The sequence below is a fragment of the Paraburkholderia diazotrophica genome, assembly GCF_038900755.1.
In the GTDB taxonomy this organism is placed as follows: Bacteria; Pseudomonadota; Gammaproteobacteria; order Burkholderiales; family Burkholderiaceae; genus Paraburkholderia; species Paraburkholderia diazotrophica_A.
In genome coordinates, this window is record NZ_JBBPEN010000004.1 from 120,837 (window position 1) to 136,706 (window position 15,870).

General features: G+C 62.8%; 12 protein-coding genes. 3 read left to right on the forward strand and 9 right to left on the reverse strand.

The genetic code is table 11. From position 1 onward, the window contains the following. Positions 1-275: 275 nt before the first annotated feature. Entirely contained in the window at positions 276-1,034 is a 759-nt protein-coding gene (locus AABE10_RS14570; protein ID WP_342933981.1) for a FadR/GntR family transcriptional regulator, read from the reverse strand. Between the two features lie 446 nt (positions 1,035-1,480). Here AABE10_RS14570 and AABE10_RS14575 point away from each other — a divergent pair, with 446 nt between their 5' ends. Next, entirely contained in the window at positions 1,481-2,611 is a 1,131-nt protein-coding gene (locus AABE10_RS14575; RefSeq protein WP_342933982.1) for a GGDEF domain-containing protein, read from the forward strand. A gap of 135 nt (positions 2,612-2,746) precedes the next feature. Here the strand turns inward: AABE10_RS14575 and AABE10_RS14580 are convergent, their stop codons facing one another. Beyond that, positions 2,747-3,142: a YqcI/YcgG family protein gene (locus AABE10_RS14580; protein ID WP_342933983.1), complete on the reverse strand. Its 396-nt coding sequence runs from the start codon at positions 3,140-3,142 to the stop codon at positions 2,747-2,749. 23 nt (positions 3,143-3,165) lie between these two features. On the opposite strand from AABE10_RS14580, the gene AABE10_RS14585 reads away from it, so the two are divergent. Beyond that, positions 3,166-4,380 carry a GGDEF domain-containing protein gene (locus AABE10_RS14585; RefSeq protein WP_342933984.1) on the forward strand — a complete coding sequence of 405 codons (1,215 nt, stop codon included), beginning with the start codon at positions 3,166-3,168 and terminating at the stop codon, positions 4,378-4,380. Positions 4,381-4,535: 155 nt separating this feature from the next. On the opposite strand, the gene AABE10_RS14590 is transcribed toward AABE10_RS14585, so the two are convergent. Next, on the reverse strand, positions 4,536-6,329 hold the full coding sequence (locus tag AABE10_RS14590; protein ID WP_342933985.1) for a hypothetical protein: 1,794 nt from the start codon (positions 6,327-6,329) through the stop codon (positions 4,536-4,538). Here AABE10_RS14590 and AABE10_RS14595 point away from each other — a divergent pair. Then, positions 6,328-6,615 (forward strand): hypothetical protein, encoded by a 288-nt coding sequence (locus AABE10_RS14595; protein WP_342933986.1) that lies wholly within the window; start codon positions 6,328-6,330, stop codon positions 6,613-6,615. The two genes, AABE10_RS14590 and AABE10_RS14595, sit on opposite strands and share 2 nt — an antisense overlap. A gap of 276 nt (positions 6,616-6,891) precedes the next feature. Here AABE10_RS14595 and AABE10_RS14600 read toward each other — a convergent pair whose 3' ends face one another. The 6 genes from AABE10_RS14600 to AABE10_RS14625 form a co-directional block, all read right to left on the reverse strand. Then, positions 6,892-7,950 (reverse strand): YncE family protein, encoded by a 1,059-nt coding sequence (locus AABE10_RS14600; RefSeq protein WP_342933987.1) that lies wholly within the window; start codon positions 7,948-7,950, stop codon positions 6,892-6,894. Between the two features lie 164 nt (positions 7,951-8,114). After that, the gene (locus AABE10_RS14605; RefSeq protein ID WP_342933988.1) at positions 8,115-11,228 is read right to left on the reverse strand and encodes an efflux RND transporter permease subunit; all 3,114 of its coding nucleotides are present in this window, start codon (positions 11,226-11,228) and stop codon (positions 8,115-8,117) included. 42 nt (positions 11,229-11,270) lie between these two features. Further along, positions 11,271-12,335, reverse strand: a complete 1,065-nt coding sequence (locus AABE10_RS14610) for a metal transporter (protein WP_342933989.1) — start codon at positions 12,333-12,335, stop codon at positions 11,271-11,273. Beyond that, a complete protein-coding gene (locus AABE10_RS14615) occupies positions 12,332-13,720 on the reverse strand; it encodes a TolC family protein (protein ID WP_342933990.1) in 1,389 nt (462 codons plus the stop codon). Before AABE10_RS14615 ends, AABE10_RS14610 begins: the two co-directional genes overlap by 4 nt. Positions 13,721-13,803: 83 nt before the next feature. Continuing rightward, positions 13,804-15,117, reverse strand: a complete 1,314-nt coding sequence (locus AABE10_RS14620; RefSeq protein WP_342933991.1) for a HAMP domain-containing sensor histidine kinase — start codon at positions 15,115-15,117, stop codon at positions 13,804-13,806. Further along, complete coding sequence (locus tag AABE10_RS14625) at positions 15,107-15,796, reverse strand: response regulator transcription factor (RefSeq protein WP_342934421.1); 690 nt, start codon at positions 15,794-15,796, stop codon at positions 15,107-15,109. The genes AABE10_RS14620 and AABE10_RS14625 overlap by 11 nt, the downstream gene beginning before the upstream one ends. Positions 15,797-15,870 lie beyond the last annotated feature (74 nt).

The following is a 15,870-nucleotide window of genomic DNA, read 5'->3' on the forward strand; positions in this document are numbered from 1 at the left end:
GCAAGAAGCCAGCGGACAAGCTGAAAAGCAGGCGCGTGCGACGGCATGAGTGCTCCACTCGTCAATGAGGTTGTACGATGACAGATGGTGGCCGGGTGGATAGGGAAGAGAAAGCGCGTGACGAGCGATTTCCCGTAGAACCGCTGTTGAGAGTCCGCTCAGCGGCGCCGCTTCCGCGCAGGACGGGTACCACCGCGCGATCATCGGAATGCGCCGCGCAATAAAAAAGCGGCCACGCAGGCCGCTTTGCTGCCGCATGCTCGCGACGGATCAACTCACGTCGCGCGAGTCGCCGCTTCTTCCGCCTGTGCGCTTGCACGGCGCAAGCGTTCGCGGCTGCTCGACAGATGCATGCGCATCGCGGCGCGCGCGCCGTCGGGGTCGTTGCGCGCGATCGCGTCGAGAATGTTTTCGTGTTCGAGATTGACCCGCGCCATGTACGCGCTGAGATCGCTTTGCGCGAGCCCCGGCGAATCCACGCGATGCCGCGGAATCAGCGCCGTACCGAGTTGCGTGAGGATGTCGACGAAATAGCGGTTGCCCGTCGCGCTCGCAATCGAAATGTGGAACCGCAAGTCGGCGGCCGTGCTGTCGCCGCCGGCACGGCTCGCTTCTTCGACCGCGTCTAGCGCCTCGCGTATCTTTGCGATGTCGCGTTCGCTCGCCCGTTGTGCCGCGAGGCCCGCGCATTCCGTTTCGAGGCTGATGCGCAATTCCAGCACCGAGAGCACGTCGTTCAGCGTGGTCGCGGGGACCATCTCGAGGCCGAGCGGCTCGCGACGCGGCTCGAGCACGAAGCTGCCGATACCATGACGCGTCTCGATCACGCTATTCGCCTGCAGCCGCGAAATGGCTTCGCGTACGACGGTGCGGCTCACGCCGAGCAGCGACATCAGCGTGGTTTCCGTCGGCAGCTGATCGCCGGGCTTGAGCGCGTGCGAGGCAACCTGCTCGTTCACATAAGCGACGACCTGATCAGCAAGACTCCCGCGTGCCCGCCTTGGGGTCGAACCTGGTGCTGCAGACGCGGCCATGAAACGCTCCTCGGAGATTCGGATTTTCTCTTCATTATACGTTGTCCTACAACGCGAAAGCGGGGCGCAATTACGGATTGACCGGCCGTCAAAAGGGGAAACGCGCGGGTCGGACCGCTTGGCGGGCTTGATCGCGCATCTCATCGGACATCGCATTGCTGGCTCTCTCTACACCCGACACGCGTTTCGTTGCAGCAGCATGCATCCGCAGTCCGGCTCACGCATATCAAGAGCGATGCTCGATGACAACGCGCGTGACACAGCGCGCGCCGGGCAGACGTTCGTGCGGTCCGCGTTCGCCGTGCGGTATATTGCGAGCCTGATTTGCAGCGCACATGAGACGGGTAAATCCGTCGCCTCGCGGTCCGCGAGCCGGGACGGCTCTCATGTCGCCAGACCGCTATCGGAACCGTATGCCAGCCTTCGATCTTCGCACCGTCATTCTCATGTCGTCAGTCATGCCCGGGCTGATGTCGCTCGTCATGTTCTCGCTGGGCCGCGGTTTTCCGACGAATATTCGAGGCGTCGGGCATTGGGCGTCGGGGGCGCTGATCGTGTCGGTGTCGGCGATCATGCTTGCGCTGCGCGGCGGCATCGCCGACTGGCTTTCGTTTCTCGTCGCCAACGTCGGCATGATTCTCGGCACGGGGTTGTGGATGATCGGCAGCCAGCTGTTTTTCGGGCGACGTCCGTCGCGGCGCTTCATTGCCTTGCTGCTGATCGTCGGCGTGATCGCGATGAGCTGGACGACGTGGGTGCAACCGTCGGCAGCGGGCCGCACGCTGTGGATGTCGGTGTTCCTGACCTTGACCTACGGAACGAATTGCGTCGTGATGCTGCGTTTCGGGCGCGGCAGCAACACCGCGCTATTCGTCGGCTCGATGCTGCTGGTCCAGGCGGTCGTGACGGCCACGCGAGTCGCGACGATGTTCATCCCGTCATGGGCGAACGCCGGGCTCTTTTCGGATGACATCTTCCAGAAGATCTATCTGACGACGAGCGCGCTGATGTCGCTGACGGTGACGGTCGGCCTGCTGTTCGCGGCGATGGACCGGCTTCGCAATCAGCTCGAGCAGCAGTCCTTCATGGACCCGCTGACGGGCTTGCTGAATCGCCGCGCGTTTCTGAGCGCGCACCAGCAGGAACGCGAAAAGACGATGCGCACGGGCGGGCTCCTTTCGCTGATACTGATCGATCTCGACCACTTCAAGCAGGTGAACGATACGTACGGGCATGCAACGGGCGATCGCATCCTGACCGACTTCGCCCGGCGCGTGGCCGACATGCTGCCGGAGCACGGCCACTTTGCGCGCTGGGGCGGCGAGGAATTCGCCGTGCTGCTGCCGCGCACGCAACCCGACGAGGCGCGAGAGCACGCCGAAATCATCCGGCGACGGGTCGAGCAGAAAGAGGATCAGTCGCTGCCCGGCTATACGTGCAGCATCGGCGTCGCGTGCATGGCCGCTGCCGACGCGACGATCGAGCAACTCGCGCGCGATGCCGACGAAGCGCTATACGGCGCGAAGCGCGGCGGCCGGAACTGCGTCCGGGTCAGCGATCACGTGATCCTGCTTTAAGCGCATCAGCGCAGCGGACGCCAGAGAAAGCCGAATTTGCGCGGCATGCATTTGTGCGGCATGAGTCAGCGGCTCGCGAACGGGCAGCGTCCTGCAACGGGCGCGTTGTCGTCGGGCAGGCAGTACTGCTTCCAGTCACGCGTCGCGGGATCGCCATAAAGCCGATGCCGGATGCACGGGCATCGCGTCGTATGCGAGCATGCGCGCGTGGATCCGCCGGCGGACTTCGGCGCTGATCGGCTTGCCGGTGGCGAGGTCGGTGAACAGCTCGGGCGGCTGGAATAGCAGCAACATGCCGCTGCCGATCACACGGCCGCGTCGTTTGCGATAGGTCGGGCTCGTGCCGATGAGGAACATTATGCGGCCGGATCGCAGGGCTGCCAGAAAGGGCTTGAGTCCCGTGCCATATATCCTTGAAACGCCTGCACAGCAGTACTTCGCTATTGAAACGGGACGCCTGACTATCATCTTATTATCGAAATTTTCGGCGTAAAATCCGGCTTTCGCCGCGATGTGCGGGCCTAAAGCCACCACATCGGGCCATCAAGTCGGCGATGCATGTGGATCTTATTACTCTCTATTTCCTCGCGATCGGAACCCTTCTCGCCAGTTGCGGGATGACGCTTTGGGAGCATCGCACGCATCCCAGGCGCAGCAGGGAATTGAAAATACTGGCAGCCGGATACGCCGCGCTTGCCATCGGCTGCGCGGTGGCGCCGTTGCGTCACGATCTGCCCGGCGCGACGGGCTCTGCGCTAAGCAACCTGATCATCGTCACCGGCTATCTGCTGATCCTGCACGGCGTCGCATCGTTGAGCCACCGGCAATACCGTACCGGTTCCATCGGCATGCTGGTTTTACTTGCACTGGCGTGGGCGATTGGCGGCGCGCGCGGGCAAGAAATCATGTGGAGCTACGTGAGTGCGTTTCCAATCGCAGTCGCTTGCGGGATGACATTTCGCGAACTGCTGCGATGTGACGGAATGAAGGGGATGCAATCGCGGCGCATCGCCGCGATCGTGTCGGGCGCCCATGCGCTTCTCTATGCCGCGAGAGCGTTTGTGTTGCCCGCTCTGGTGGCGCTGTATGGGCAACGCATGCTGCTGATTGTCGGCAAGATCACGATCTACGAAGGCGTGCTCTATTCGGTCGTTTTGCCGATGACCTTGCTGAGGCTCGTGCGCGACGAAGCCCACGGTCAGCTTCTAAAGGAATCGCAGACGGACTATCTGACCGGTCTCGGCAATCGCAGATGGTTTTTCGAAGAGGGCGCGCGCATCATCCGCGACGGCGAATCGTCCCGGCCAGTTTCACTGCTTGCGTTCGACCTCGATCAATTCAAGGCGATCAACGATCGATATGGCCACGAGACGGGCGACGAGGTGCTGAAGTCGTTTGGGGACGTCGCCCGCAGCGTATTGGGACGTGATGCGATTCTCGCGCGCATCGGTGGAGAAGAATTTGCCGCATTGCTGCCGCGACATGACAGCGTTCGCGGGAAAGAGGTGGGCGAGGCCATCGTCAGGCGCTTCGCCGGAACGATCGCTCACAGGAAGAACGATGTCGAGATCAAGGCCACGGTCAGCATCGGACTGGCGCAGTCCACAAGCGAAACGCTCACGCTTGCCGACCTGCTGGCGGCCGCCGATCAGCCGTTATACAGCGCGAAATCGCTTGGCGGGAATAGGGTTGAATTGGCGCAGAGGGTCGCGCGTCGGGGCTCATCCGATGATGACGAACTTGCGTCTCGCCGCACAAGTGCTGTTTAACGCTATTTGAGCGCGGGATTTGCGAAGCCGTTGTCGTTGGATGGCTTCGGTCACTTCTGCCGATTGAACGCTAAGGTTGGCTGCAATGCAAAACGGCCCGCCGGGTGGCGGGCCGCTAAGAAAGCTTCGTCGATGCTCGACCGGTCAGGGCCGCATCAGATGTCGGCGTTTGCCGAAATGAAGCTCGAAAGTGCCGAGTAGGGCTGACTCACGGGAGTACCGTCGATCATAATGCCGTACGTTGTATTGCCGCTGTCCAGCACGTAATACATCACAGACTGGATGTTGTGGCTCTTTCGCGACCGGTAGAAGCTCGCCAGCGTCGACGAAATGTAGGACGCGCGGTAAGCCTCGGTTTTCTCTGGACCCGTATTCCATTCGGAGATGATGAACGGCACACCGTATCGGGCCTTGCAGTAGGTCGGCAGATCGAAGCCCGGACCTGCGCCGTCAACCCCGATGTTGAAGATGTCGCCGTACACTTCGTAGTTGTGCCACGTCGTGACGTCCCAGCGCACTTTCGGATAGCCGCCGCTGCCGTCGGGCTGCATGCCGTCCCACAACGCGTCGGCTGCGCCGACGTCCGCAACGCAGAAGTTGATGCCGCACTTTGCAGACGGTTGAACCGACTTCACGCCGTCGATCATCCCGCGCATCACGCCGCGCATGACCGGCCAGTTGGCGTTATTGAAATCGGAGGCCTTCGTGCCGGCGTAGGTGAAGTCCATGACAGTTGCGTCCTGTCGCGTCAACTCGTTTCCGCATTCGTAAAGCGTGACGCCATACGGCTGGAGCGCTTTTGCGATCGTCATGCCGGCAGCGAAACCGCGGTTGTATGCGGCGCCTTCGCCGGGAAGCAGCTCGCCGGTGGCGTCATACACGCCCTGATTGACGAGAACGAGGAGCGTGAGTCCGGCAGCCTGGAACGCTTGCGCCAGCTTCGTGACGGCACTTAGTTGCACGGGATCATCGGTACATCCGACGCGATACGACGTGCAGCCCATGCTCTTCATGATCGAGACAAGCTGCGCGGGCGTGTACGTGTAATCGAAGTGTCCGTTGATGCCGTAAAAGCTTCCAGCCGTCGTCAGCGACGTGGCCAGGCGCGGGTCATCACACGGCAACCATCTGTCGAGATCCGCGAGCACATAGAACTGCCCGCCCGTGCCGCGATGCCAGATCTTGCCGCCATACCACAGCAGAAGCGAAACGTTATAGGTGTTGCCGACGGTCGCGCGGTTGCGGTAGATGACGCCGTTGACGACGGTCCAGATTGCGCCCGTCTTGTCGATGATGTACGAAGCGGAAGGAATGGTCGTGCCGTCAGCCGACGTGCCGCCCAGACGCGGATCGTTGCAGGCGGTCCACGTCGTGCCGTTCCATGCATAGAACTGGCCGCCCGTGCCCTGATGGTACATGCTGCCGCCGTACCACAGCAGAAGCGAAACGTTGTACGTGTTGCCGACCCCCGATCCGTTTCGATAGATCACGCCGTTGACGACGGTCCACACTGCGCCGGAGGTGTCGGTGATTTGCGAAGCTGGAGGAATCGAGGTGCCGTCGCTGGAGGTGCCGCCGCCGCCCAGACGCGGATCGCCGCTCGCAATCCACGTGGTCCCGTTATACGCGTAGAACTGCCCGCCCGTGCCCTGGTGATAAACGGTGCCCCCGTACCACAGCACCAGCGTGACGTTGTAGTTGTTGCCGGCCTTTACGCCGTTCAGATACACGGAGCCGCCGGACAGCGTCCATACGGAACCGTTGTTGTCGATGATGTACGAGGCGGACGGAATCGTCGTGCCGTTCGCCGATGCAGCGCTTGCGCGGGCCGTCGATTTGGCAACGGGCGAGCTGCCGCTGATGCCTTCACTGCCACCGCCGCATGCGGTCAGAATGTAGCTGCCACCAAGGGAAGTTAGGAGTCCGAGAAATTGACGTCGTTTGACCATGGCTAACAAGATCCTCGCCGTGAAACTCACCGGCAGAAGTTGCGGAATTCGTCTGGGAGATGCGAGGAAAAGCGCAGATCGTCCGCTTCAGGATTTCGAATGCCTGAGGCGCAAACGTTTGACCGACGCGGTGCGTTCCCGTGACAAGTTAAAAGAGTGCGGCAGGTGTCCCTGGCCGTATTACCACCTTGCAGGCAATAAGTACCTCAATGTCCGTAAAGCAGCAAATGTCACAGACTCGATTAGCACCAAAGACAGCGAATCGGTATTTAATGCTGTTAGCTAAGTCCGAACAGCGCAAAGTCTACCGGGTTCTGGCGATTGTGCGTAATATCATAAGAAAAAACAAAGCAATCGCACTGATTTGTCGCATTAGAGAAGTGTTTTGCGCGATGTGCTTTTCGATAAGAGGGTCCTTGCCAAATCATTTGGAATGCGACCCCATAGATAAGAATCGGACGGTATGGCCTGCAAGAAGAGCGCAAATTATTACCGATTTCACTTGAAGGGAATAAGTACTTTTTTCAATCCATGAATTGCTCTTGATTCCATCGGAACGGCTTCAGCGCGGTGCCATTACACGCAACACCGGAGGTCCGTCGATGCTCTTCAGCGGGAAGTAAACCCGATGCGTCGATGGATCGACACCCACCACATGTGCGTTGGGCCCAATGCTGCCTTCGCCTATCTTCGACACGGTTGACGAACTCGCGTCAAACATCGACACGATGCCTGCTTCGCCCGCGACGTACAGCGTGCGCGAACCGGGATCGAACGCGAGCACGTCGGGCTCGCGGCCGACATCGAATGATTGGACGACCCGTTTCGTGAGCAGGTTGAGCGTCAGAAGTTTGGCATTGCCTTCACAGGCGATAAATGCGAGGTGCAATTGCGAATCGATATAAAGACCGTGATTGCCTTTAGCGCCCGGCAAGTCAATGCGAGCGACGATCGCATCAGTCGCCGGATCGATTTCGACGAGCCGTCTTTGCGTCTGCACATTGACGAAGATATGACGCGACGCGGCGTCGTACTGGGTATTGCCGGCTTCGCCGCCGAGCGGAATCGTATTGATGCGTCGATTGGCGCGCGTATCGATCACCGTTTCAGTCCCGCCCGACTCGTCGGAGACGTAGAGTTTTCCGGATTCGCGCGCATACGCCATCCCATCCGGATAGACGCCACCCGGCATGCGTGCGGTGATTTTCAGCGTGGATTCGTCGATGGCGACGATCTCATTCGTGCCCGTCGCGGACGCGTATACGCGCGACAGTTCGGGGACGACGAGTATGCCGTGCACGGCAGCGATGTTGCCGATGCGCGCGACGACGCGCGAGGCCTTCATATCGAAGACGATCACTTCACTGTCGCCGAGATGCGCGATGAACAGCAGATGCCGGCCCGGGTCATCGCTTTCGTAGTCGAGCCGCGATGCGCGGCCCGGCAACGGAATGTCGGCGACGTGCGTCAACGGCAGATTTGCGACGGCAGATTTTTCACCGGCAGATTTTTCACCGGCAGTCGCACTGTGGCGCACGGTCGATGCCGCCACTGTGACCATTGCAACGACGGCGATCACCAGCGCAATACGAAGACGATTCGTGTCGATCGGACGGTTCATGAGGCACCTCGGTCTGGCTGACAGCTATTGCGAGGAAGGGTATCTCGCTTGACGCATCAACGATGCCTGCGACTTGAACGTTCGAAGCTTGAGCGATAGTCGAGATGTTGATTGAAGAGCTAGCAGCGCCTGCGCTCCTCGGCGTCCCGATTCACCCGCGTACCTCAGGCATTCGCGATTCCGGATTCGGCCAGCGCATCGCCTTCGAAGCGCCCGTAGCGCAGCGCGAGCGTCGGAAGCACGATCAGATTCAGCGCCGTCGACGTGAGCAGGCCCCCGAGGATCACGATCGCCATCGGCCCTTCGATTTCGTTGCCCGCGGCGCCGCTCGTCACGGCGAGCGGCAGCAATGCGAGCGCCGTGACCAGCGCCGTCATCAGAATCGGCACCAGCCGCTCCGATGCGCCGCGCACGGCCGTATCGATGCCCCATGACAATCCGTCCACGTGCACGAGATGTTCGTAGTGGCTGATGAGCATGATCGAGTTGCGCAGCGAGATGCCAAAGAGCGTCACGAAGCCCACCATGCTGCCGAGCGACAGGTTGCCACCAACAAGCAGCACGCTGACGACTCCGCCCACCAGCGCGAACGGCAGATTGGCCATCACCAGCATGACACCACGGCGGCTCTTCAACGCAAGAAACAGCAGCAGCGCAATGCCGACGATCGACATCACGCCATACGCGAGCAAATCGCGCTGAGACTGCGCGCGTGCTTCGCTTTCGCCGGCAAATACGGCGTAGGCGCCCGAAGGCATCGCGATCTCGCGGTTCACGCGCGACTGTGCTTCTCGAACGAAGTCGCTCACCGCGCGTCTGCCGAGATTGACTGACACGGTTTGCATGCGCTGCCCGCCGTCATGCGTGATCTGATAACGGCCCGACACCTGACTGATCGTCGCCAGTTCGCGCAACGGCACGGACAGGCCGTCCGGGTTGCGCAGCATCAGCGCGCCGATATTGCCGAGCGTCGCGCGCGCGGACGGCGCGAGCACCACGCTGACGTCAGCGGTACGGCTGCCCTGGTAGATCTGCGATACCGTCGTGCCCTGGCAGGCCGCCTGGATCGTATCGAGCACCTCGACGGGCCTGAACCCCCAGCGGCTCAGCTGATTAGGCTTGAGCGTCACTTGCAGTTCGGGGATACCGGGCGGCGATTCGACGCGCACGCTTGCCGCGCCGCGTATCGTCCCGAGCAGCCGCGCGATCTGCTGTGCCTTGCGATCGATGATGTCGAGGTTGTCGCCGAACACATTGACGACGACAGGCGCTGTCACGCCGGAAATCGTCTCGTCGATACGCTCGACCAGAAACGTATTGACCGATACCGACAAGCCCGGAAACTTCGCGAGTGCCTGCTGGATGCGATAGAGCGTGCGGCGCTGTTGCGACGCGCTCATCGGAGCGAGATCGACTTCGAATTCGGAGAGCTGCACGCCGACGGGATCGACGACCTCGTTCGCGCGGCCCGCGCGCTGCGCGACGAGACGCACGCCCGGCACCTGAAGCAGCGCCTTTGACACCTGCGTGCCGATACGCATCGATTCGGCCAGCGACGTACCGGGCGCGAGCCCCATGTGCACGATATAGTGTCCTTCGCGCAGTTCGGGAATGAAGTTGCCGCTCATGAACGGAAGCGTCGCGAGCGCGGCGACGCACATCACCGCGACCACGGCCATGACCGTCTTCACGCGCGCCTCGATCTTCATCAGCAGCGTGACGTAGCGCGCTTTCAGCCTTGCGATCAGCGGCGGTTCGTCGGCGGGCAGCGGGCCGCGCACGAGCAACGCGAGCGCCATCGCGGGCGTCAGCGTGAGCGCGACGCCGAGCGACGCGAGCACGGCGAGGATGTACGCGATGCCGAGCGGCGCGAAGAGCTTGCCCGCCACACCGGAGAGCGTGAGCACGGGCAGGAAGATCAGCATGACGATGAAGGTGGCGAACACCACGGCGCTGCGCACTTCGAGCGACGCACGCAGCACGACGCGCCATGCCGGGAACGGAGCAGGGAGCGCGCGGTTTTGCCTCAAGCGCCGGTAGATGTTTTCGACGTCGATGATCGCATCGTCGACGACTTCGCCGAGCGCGATCGCAAGGCCGCCGAGTGTCATCGTGTTCAGGCTCACGCCGAACGACGTCAGCACGATGATCGCGACGAGCAGCGAAAGCGGAATCGCAACAGCGGAAATGAAGGCAGCGCGCACGTTGAGCAGAAACAGGACCAGGACCGCGATCACAAGCACCGCGCCGATCAGCAACGCGCTACGCAGATGGCCTATCGACGCATCGATGAAATTGGCCGGCCGGAACACGTCGGCGTTGACGTCGACGCGCTCTTTCGCGAGCACGGGCTTGAGCGAGGCCAGCGTCTTCTCGATGTCCTTCGTGACGGCGAGCGTATTCGTGCCGTACTGGCTTTCCAGCACCAGCATCACGCCCGGCTGGCCCATGATCGAAGCCGCGCCGACGGCGGGCGCGCTGCCCCACGTGAGCGTCGCGACATCCTGGAGACGCACGGCCGCGCCATTGCTCCAGCGCAGCACGGTTTCGCCGAGCTTCTGCGGCGTGGTGATCTGACCGTTTGCGTTGACCGCGATGCGTTGATTGTCGTTTTCGACGAAGCCCGCGCCGCGCACGCCCGTCGATACACGTGCCGCCGCAATCACGTCCTGGATCGACAGGCCATAGCGAAGCAGCTTCGACGGATCGACCTGAATCTGTAGCTGCCGCGTCTCGCCGCCGAACACGATCGCATCGGCGACACCGGGGACGCTCAATAGTTGAGGCCGCACCGTCCACCGCGCGATGTCGTACAGGTCCATCAACGAGCGCGTCTTCGACGTGAGGCCGATGGTTCGCACGACACTCGTTGTCGTTGTGAGCGGAAGGAGTCGCGGCGGCATCACGCCCGCGGGCATCGTCGCTGCGAGCGCATTCACGCGCTCGGAGACGAGCTGGCGGATTTGCATCATATTCGCGTGCGCGTCGAATACCAGCGTGATCGACGACAGCCCTTGCATCGATTTCGAGCGCATCGACTGAAGCCCGACCAGCCCGCCGAGGCCGTTTTCGAGCGGCTGAGTTACGAGCGTTTCGACCTGCTCGCTGGTCAAGCCCGGTGCTTCCGTCTGGACGATGCTCATCGGCGGAGCGAACTCCGGGAACACGTCGAGCTTCGCGCGCGTGAGCGTAAAGAGACCGTAGCCGGCCGCGATGACGGCCAGCGCATAGACAATGCCGCGAAAGCGGAGCGAAAACCGGATGATCGTGTTGAGCATGAGGGCTAGTCGGGTGCATGTCGTGCGAGGCTGGCAAGCAGATCAGTCATCGCATTCGGGCGGGTCCTTGCACGCAGTTGCGATGCCCTGCGGCTTCAGTTCCTCGGACAGCAGCAACTGCGCGCCTTGCGTGACGACGGCATCGCCCGCATGGAATCCGGACGTGACGACGAAGCCCTGATCGCCTTCGCTGTCGGCGGGCACGTAGCGCCGTGTGAAGCGGTCGGGTGCGGTCTGCACATAGCTCCATGCCTGGCCGCCGTACCACACCACCGCGCGTTCCGGAATGACGATCGCCGGCGTGGCTGCACCGGACGATGGCACGTGCGCGCTCGTGCGGATGCCGACGGGCAGCGCGTGGTCCGTCGCATAGAGCCACGGGTTGCCCTGCACCGACGGATCGCTCGATGGCGAAGCCGACAGCTTCTGCGCCGGCAAGGCTTGACCATCGGGCGTATCGATCGTGATGCGAGCGGGCGCAGGGTTCGTATAGTCGGAGGGCAGCGTGACGCGCAGCACGACCGCGCGGCCCGCAAGCAAACGCTGGAAGAGAGGGGAGGCGGGCGTCGTCGCGGATTCGGCGAGCGCATCGCCGAACTGCTGCCTCATCGTCGCTTCGAGTCCGCTGACGGTAGCTTCCGCCGACCGCCGCTTCGCCTCGTCGGCCTGCATCGTTGCGCGCGCATCTTGCAGGCTCTTTTGCGACACGTTGCGGTCGTCGTCGAACAGCACGCGGCTGCGCTCGTACTGCATCTGCGAGTTGCCGGCCTGTGCGGTGAAGGTGTCGAGATCGGCGCGCGCGGCCGCAAGGCGGGTGCGCAAGTCGAACAGCGGCTGCAAGTCGACGACGCTCGCATAGGCGGTGCGCTCGGGGCGAACGGCGAGCGCCGCGAGCCGCGTCGCCTCGATATGACTGGCGCGTTGCGCAGCGGCGCTCACGATGATCACCGTTTCGCCGTTTACGGCCTGTATCGTCGACTGCGGCGCCGTCTGCGCAGCCGCAGCGGTCGCAAAGGAATCCGGATAGAGAGCCTGATAGAGGGTCCAGCACGCTCCCGCCGCCAGCGCAAGCGTGCCGGCGGACCAAAACAGAAAGCGGTATTTCATCGGCGTGTCTCCTGTCCGGTCGCGGCATCGTCGAGTGGTCCGGCGGCAAGCGGTTGTTGCATCGCGTCTTCGAGCGCGCCCGCTGCTTGCCAGGCTGAAACGACGGCGTCGATATGCGTGAGCTCGCTCGCCTCGTAGTCGGATTTCGCTTGCACGAGCGTCAGGCGGTCCGCGTTGCCGGCGGCGAAACTCGCGAGCTGGCTGTCGCGTTGCTTGCGCGCGGCCGCGAGGTGCCGGGCCGAAATCCGCATCGCGTCGATGCTTGCGTGATACCGCGCGAGCGCGTGGTCCAGGTTCGCGAGAATCGAGTCCTGCAACGCGGCCGTGCGCGCGGCTGCTTCCTTGCGCTTCGCTTCGGCCTGAGCAATGCCGCCCTGGTTCTGGTCGAAGATTGGCAGCGAGATTCCGGCCACGCCGAACGCGATCTTGTGCGTGCCCGTGTCGTACGTGTAGCCGGGGCCGAGATGGATATCCGGATATTGCTTCGCGACTTCGAGCTGCAACGCCGACTCGGCGGCAGCGTATTCGGCCAGCGATGCAAGCAGGTCCGCGCGATGGAAGATCGCGTCGCGCCGTGCGTCGTCTGCGGGCGGCGCAGGCGGTGCCGTGCCGAACGCGTCGAGATCGAACTGCACGGCGTCGAGCGCTGCGACGGGAACGCCGATTGCCGCGCCGAGCTGCGCGCGCGCATCCTGCCGCGCGCTGACGGCCGCGGCCAGATCGGCTTGCGCCTGCGTCCCGGCGAACACTTGCGCATCGACATCGGGTCCCGAGTTTTCGCCGACGGCTCTGCGCTTCATGACCATCCGCACGATCTGCTGTTCGTCGTCGGCCTTGCGCGACAGAACGGTTGTGCGCTCACGAGCTGCGTATAGCGCGATCAGCGCGTCACGGACCTGTCCGCGGACTTTCCATGCTTCGTTGCCGATCGCAAGGCGCGCCGCTTCCGACAGATGCGACGCCTGGTCCATCCGGTAGCCGCGCTTGCCGGCCGTCTCGATCGGGATGTCGAGCGAAGGACCCGTCACGTAGGGCGCACCAGGGCCCGGGTTCGGCGTCGCGTACTGGAACGGCAACTGGAGCACCGGGTTCGGAATCGCGGCCGCCACGTCGATACCCGCCTTCGCGGTGCCCCATTGCGCACGCGCGATATCGAGCGACGGGCTGTAGTACCACGCGGCGAGCGTGAGCATCTGCTCGTTCCACCTCGCCAACGGCCACTGGAGTTCGTGGCCGAGCTCGCGTGTCATGTACCGATGCAGATCGTCGGCTGCGAGGGATCGTTCTTCGAACTGTCGGGCAAGCTGCGTCGGCGCGATGGGCTGCGCATGATAGGTGGCGCAGCCCGTCAGCAAGGTAAAGGCAATCGGTAGTGCGCGGCGCATTCCGGCATCCGTGAGTCTCGCTTCCGCCTGCTGCATGGGCGGTTCCAGACCAGGATGCTACGCAAGCGCTTGTGAAGTTTTCGTCAAGACGCTGCGTAACGGGCCTCGGGGCCGGCGCCGCCGGGGCTCGCGGGCGGCAGACGTAACGAGACGCGCGTGCCCCGGCCCGGCTCGCTGTCCAGTTCGACGGGCCAGCCGTAGCGGTCGCAGATCTTCTTCACGATAGCGAGACCGATGCCGACGCTGTACCCCGATGTCAGCTCGGGACTCGCCCGATAGAACCGGTCGAACACATGCGGCAACGCGTGCGCGGAGATGCCTGAGCCCGTGTCTTCGATGCGCAGCCAGCCGTCCGCGTATGAGAACCATAGGTGCCCGCAATCGGTGTGGCGCGATGCGTTGTCCGCGAGGTTCGACAGCACGATGGCGAGCGCCGACCGGTTCGCCGCGACGTGAACGTCGCGGTCCATGTCGATCACGGTCTCGACGCCTTTGCCGGCAAGACGATCGGCGAACGGCGCGAGCGCGGTTTCGATCATGCGCGCGAGGCGAACGGGCTCGACATTCTGCGTGGACTCTTCGCGGGCGAGCAACAGCAGCGCATTGACGAGTTCGCGCATGCTGTCGGCTGCGCGTTCGATCTGCTGGATGCGGGCTCGCGATTTCGTGCCCGGCGCAGAATCCTGTTCCAGCAGTTCACAACTGGTCTTGATCGTGGTGAGCGGCGTACGCAGTTCGTGACTGACATTGCCGGTAAATTCCTTCTCGCGCTCGATCATGTCCGCCATGCGCCGGTGATAGTCGTTGAACGCTTCGACGAGTCCGACGAGTTCGACTTCATCGTATTTGCCGGGATTGATCGGCGTCGATCCGCCGAGCCGCAGCGCCTTGACCTGCCGCGCGAGTCCGGCCACCTGGCGCACCAGCAGACCCGACAGCCCGTACGCAAGCCAGATGGTCAGCAGCGCAAAGATACCCGTGCCGGCCATCAGCATGTCGATCACATGGCGGAACTGCTTCTCGTAGACGTTGAAATTGTAGACGCGGTACAGACGTTTCGCGCCGAACGGCACGACCGCGACGTGAATCTCCCGATCGTCGAGCACGATCTCGTGCGTGCCGGCGGACAGGTTCCTGATCGAAGCAGGCAATGCCGCAGGCGGCTGGTCTGCCGCCGACACATATCCGTTCAGGCGTGCGTCGAAGGGCGGCAGCAGCGCGGGATTCGCGCGATAGCCTTGCATCACGTTGGCGATGTCGTCGCGGATCAGCGCCGTGATCAGTTTTTCTTCCTGGGCCTCGGCAAGCGTCTTGACGCCTAGCGCCTGAGCGACGAGCAGCACGATAGTCAGCGCGGAAAAGACGAGTGCGACCTTGAAGCGCAAGCTATGACGCATGGCCATCGCTCGCGACGAAACGGTAGCCCAGGCCGTGAACCGTCTCGATCAGCTCGTCTTCGCCCGGCGCGGTTAACGCGCGGCGCAGCGTATAGACATGCGTTCGCAGCGTATCGCTGTCAGGGAGTTGCCCGCCCCATACCTCGTTTTCGAGTTCGGCGCGGCTGAACAAACGGTTCGGCGACTGCATCAGAATGCGAAGCAGTTGCAGGCATTTGGGCGGCAGCTTGATGGCGCGGCCCGCGCGTTCGACGGTCAGTGTCGTCAGATCGAGTTGCACGTCCGCGCAACGGATCACGGACGCTGCTACCTGGCCCTTGTAGCGTTTGATCAGCGCACTGACCCGCGCGCCGACCTCCTTCAGCGAAAAAGGCTTGACGAGGTAATCGTCGGCGCCGTGCACGAAGCCCGCGAGCTTGTCATCGAGCGTGTCCTTGGCCGTCAGCATCAGCACGGGCGTGTCGCGATGCGCTTCCTCGCGCAGCTTGCGGCACAACGTCAGCCCATCCATTCCGGGCAACGCAAGATCGAGCAGGATCGCGTCCCACGGTCCTGCCAGCGCGAGTTGCAATCCGGCGTGACCACTCGACGCAAGATCGACTTCATAGCCGGCATTCTCGAGGAAGTCATAGAGGTTGGTCGCGATGCTCACATCGTCTTCGATCACGAGGACCCGCACGATACGTTCTCCCTGGTCGTCAGGCGGTATCCATTTTGCCATGCGCCTCGCGAGGCAAAGGCGTGTGGGAGAGC

What these genes read in the sequence shown, in the direction of transcription:
- AABE10_RS14570 (WP_342933981.1), bottom strand. Translation starts at nt 1,034, where the DNA reads ATGGCCGCGTCTGCAGCACCAGGTTCGACCCCAAGGCGGGCACGCGGG.
- AABE10_RS14575 (WP_342933982.1), top strand. Translation starts at nt 1,481, where the DNA reads ATGTCGTCAGTCATGCCCGGGCTGATGTCGCTCGTCATGTTCTCGCTG.
- AABE10_RS14585 (WP_342933984.1), top strand. Translation starts at nt 3,166, where the DNA reads ATGCATGTGGATCTTATTACTCTCTATTTCCTCGCGATCGGAACCCTT.
- AABE10_RS14595 (WP_342933986.1), top strand. Translation starts at nt 6,328, where the DNA reads ATGGCTAACAAGATCCTCGCCGTGAAACTCACCGGCAGAAGTTGCGGA.
- AABE10_RS14590 (WP_342933985.1), bottom strand. Translation starts at nt 6,329, where the DNA reads ATGGTCAAACGACGTCAATTTCTCGGACTCCTAACTTCCCTTGGTGGC.
- AABE10_RS14600 (WP_342933987.1), bottom strand. Translation starts at nt 7,950, where the DNA reads ATGAACCGTCCGATCGACACGAATCGTCTTCGTATTGCGCTGGTGATC.
- AABE10_RS14605 (WP_342933988.1), bottom strand. Translation starts at nt 11,228, where the DNA reads ATGCTCAACACGATCATCCGGTTTTCGCTCCGCTTTCGCGGCATTGTC.
- AABE10_RS14610 (WP_342933989.1), bottom strand. Translation starts at nt 12,335, where the DNA reads ATGAAATACCGCTTTCTGTTTTGGTCCGCCGGCACGCTTGCGCTGGCG.
- AABE10_RS14615 (WP_342933990.1), bottom strand. Translation starts at nt 13,720, where the DNA reads ATGCGCCGCGCACTACCGATTGCCTTTACCTTGCTGACGGGCTGCGCC.
- AABE10_RS14620 (WP_342933991.1), bottom strand. Translation starts at nt 15,117, where the DNA reads ATGCGTCATAGCTTGCGCTTCAAGGTCGCACTCGTCTTTTCCGCGCTG.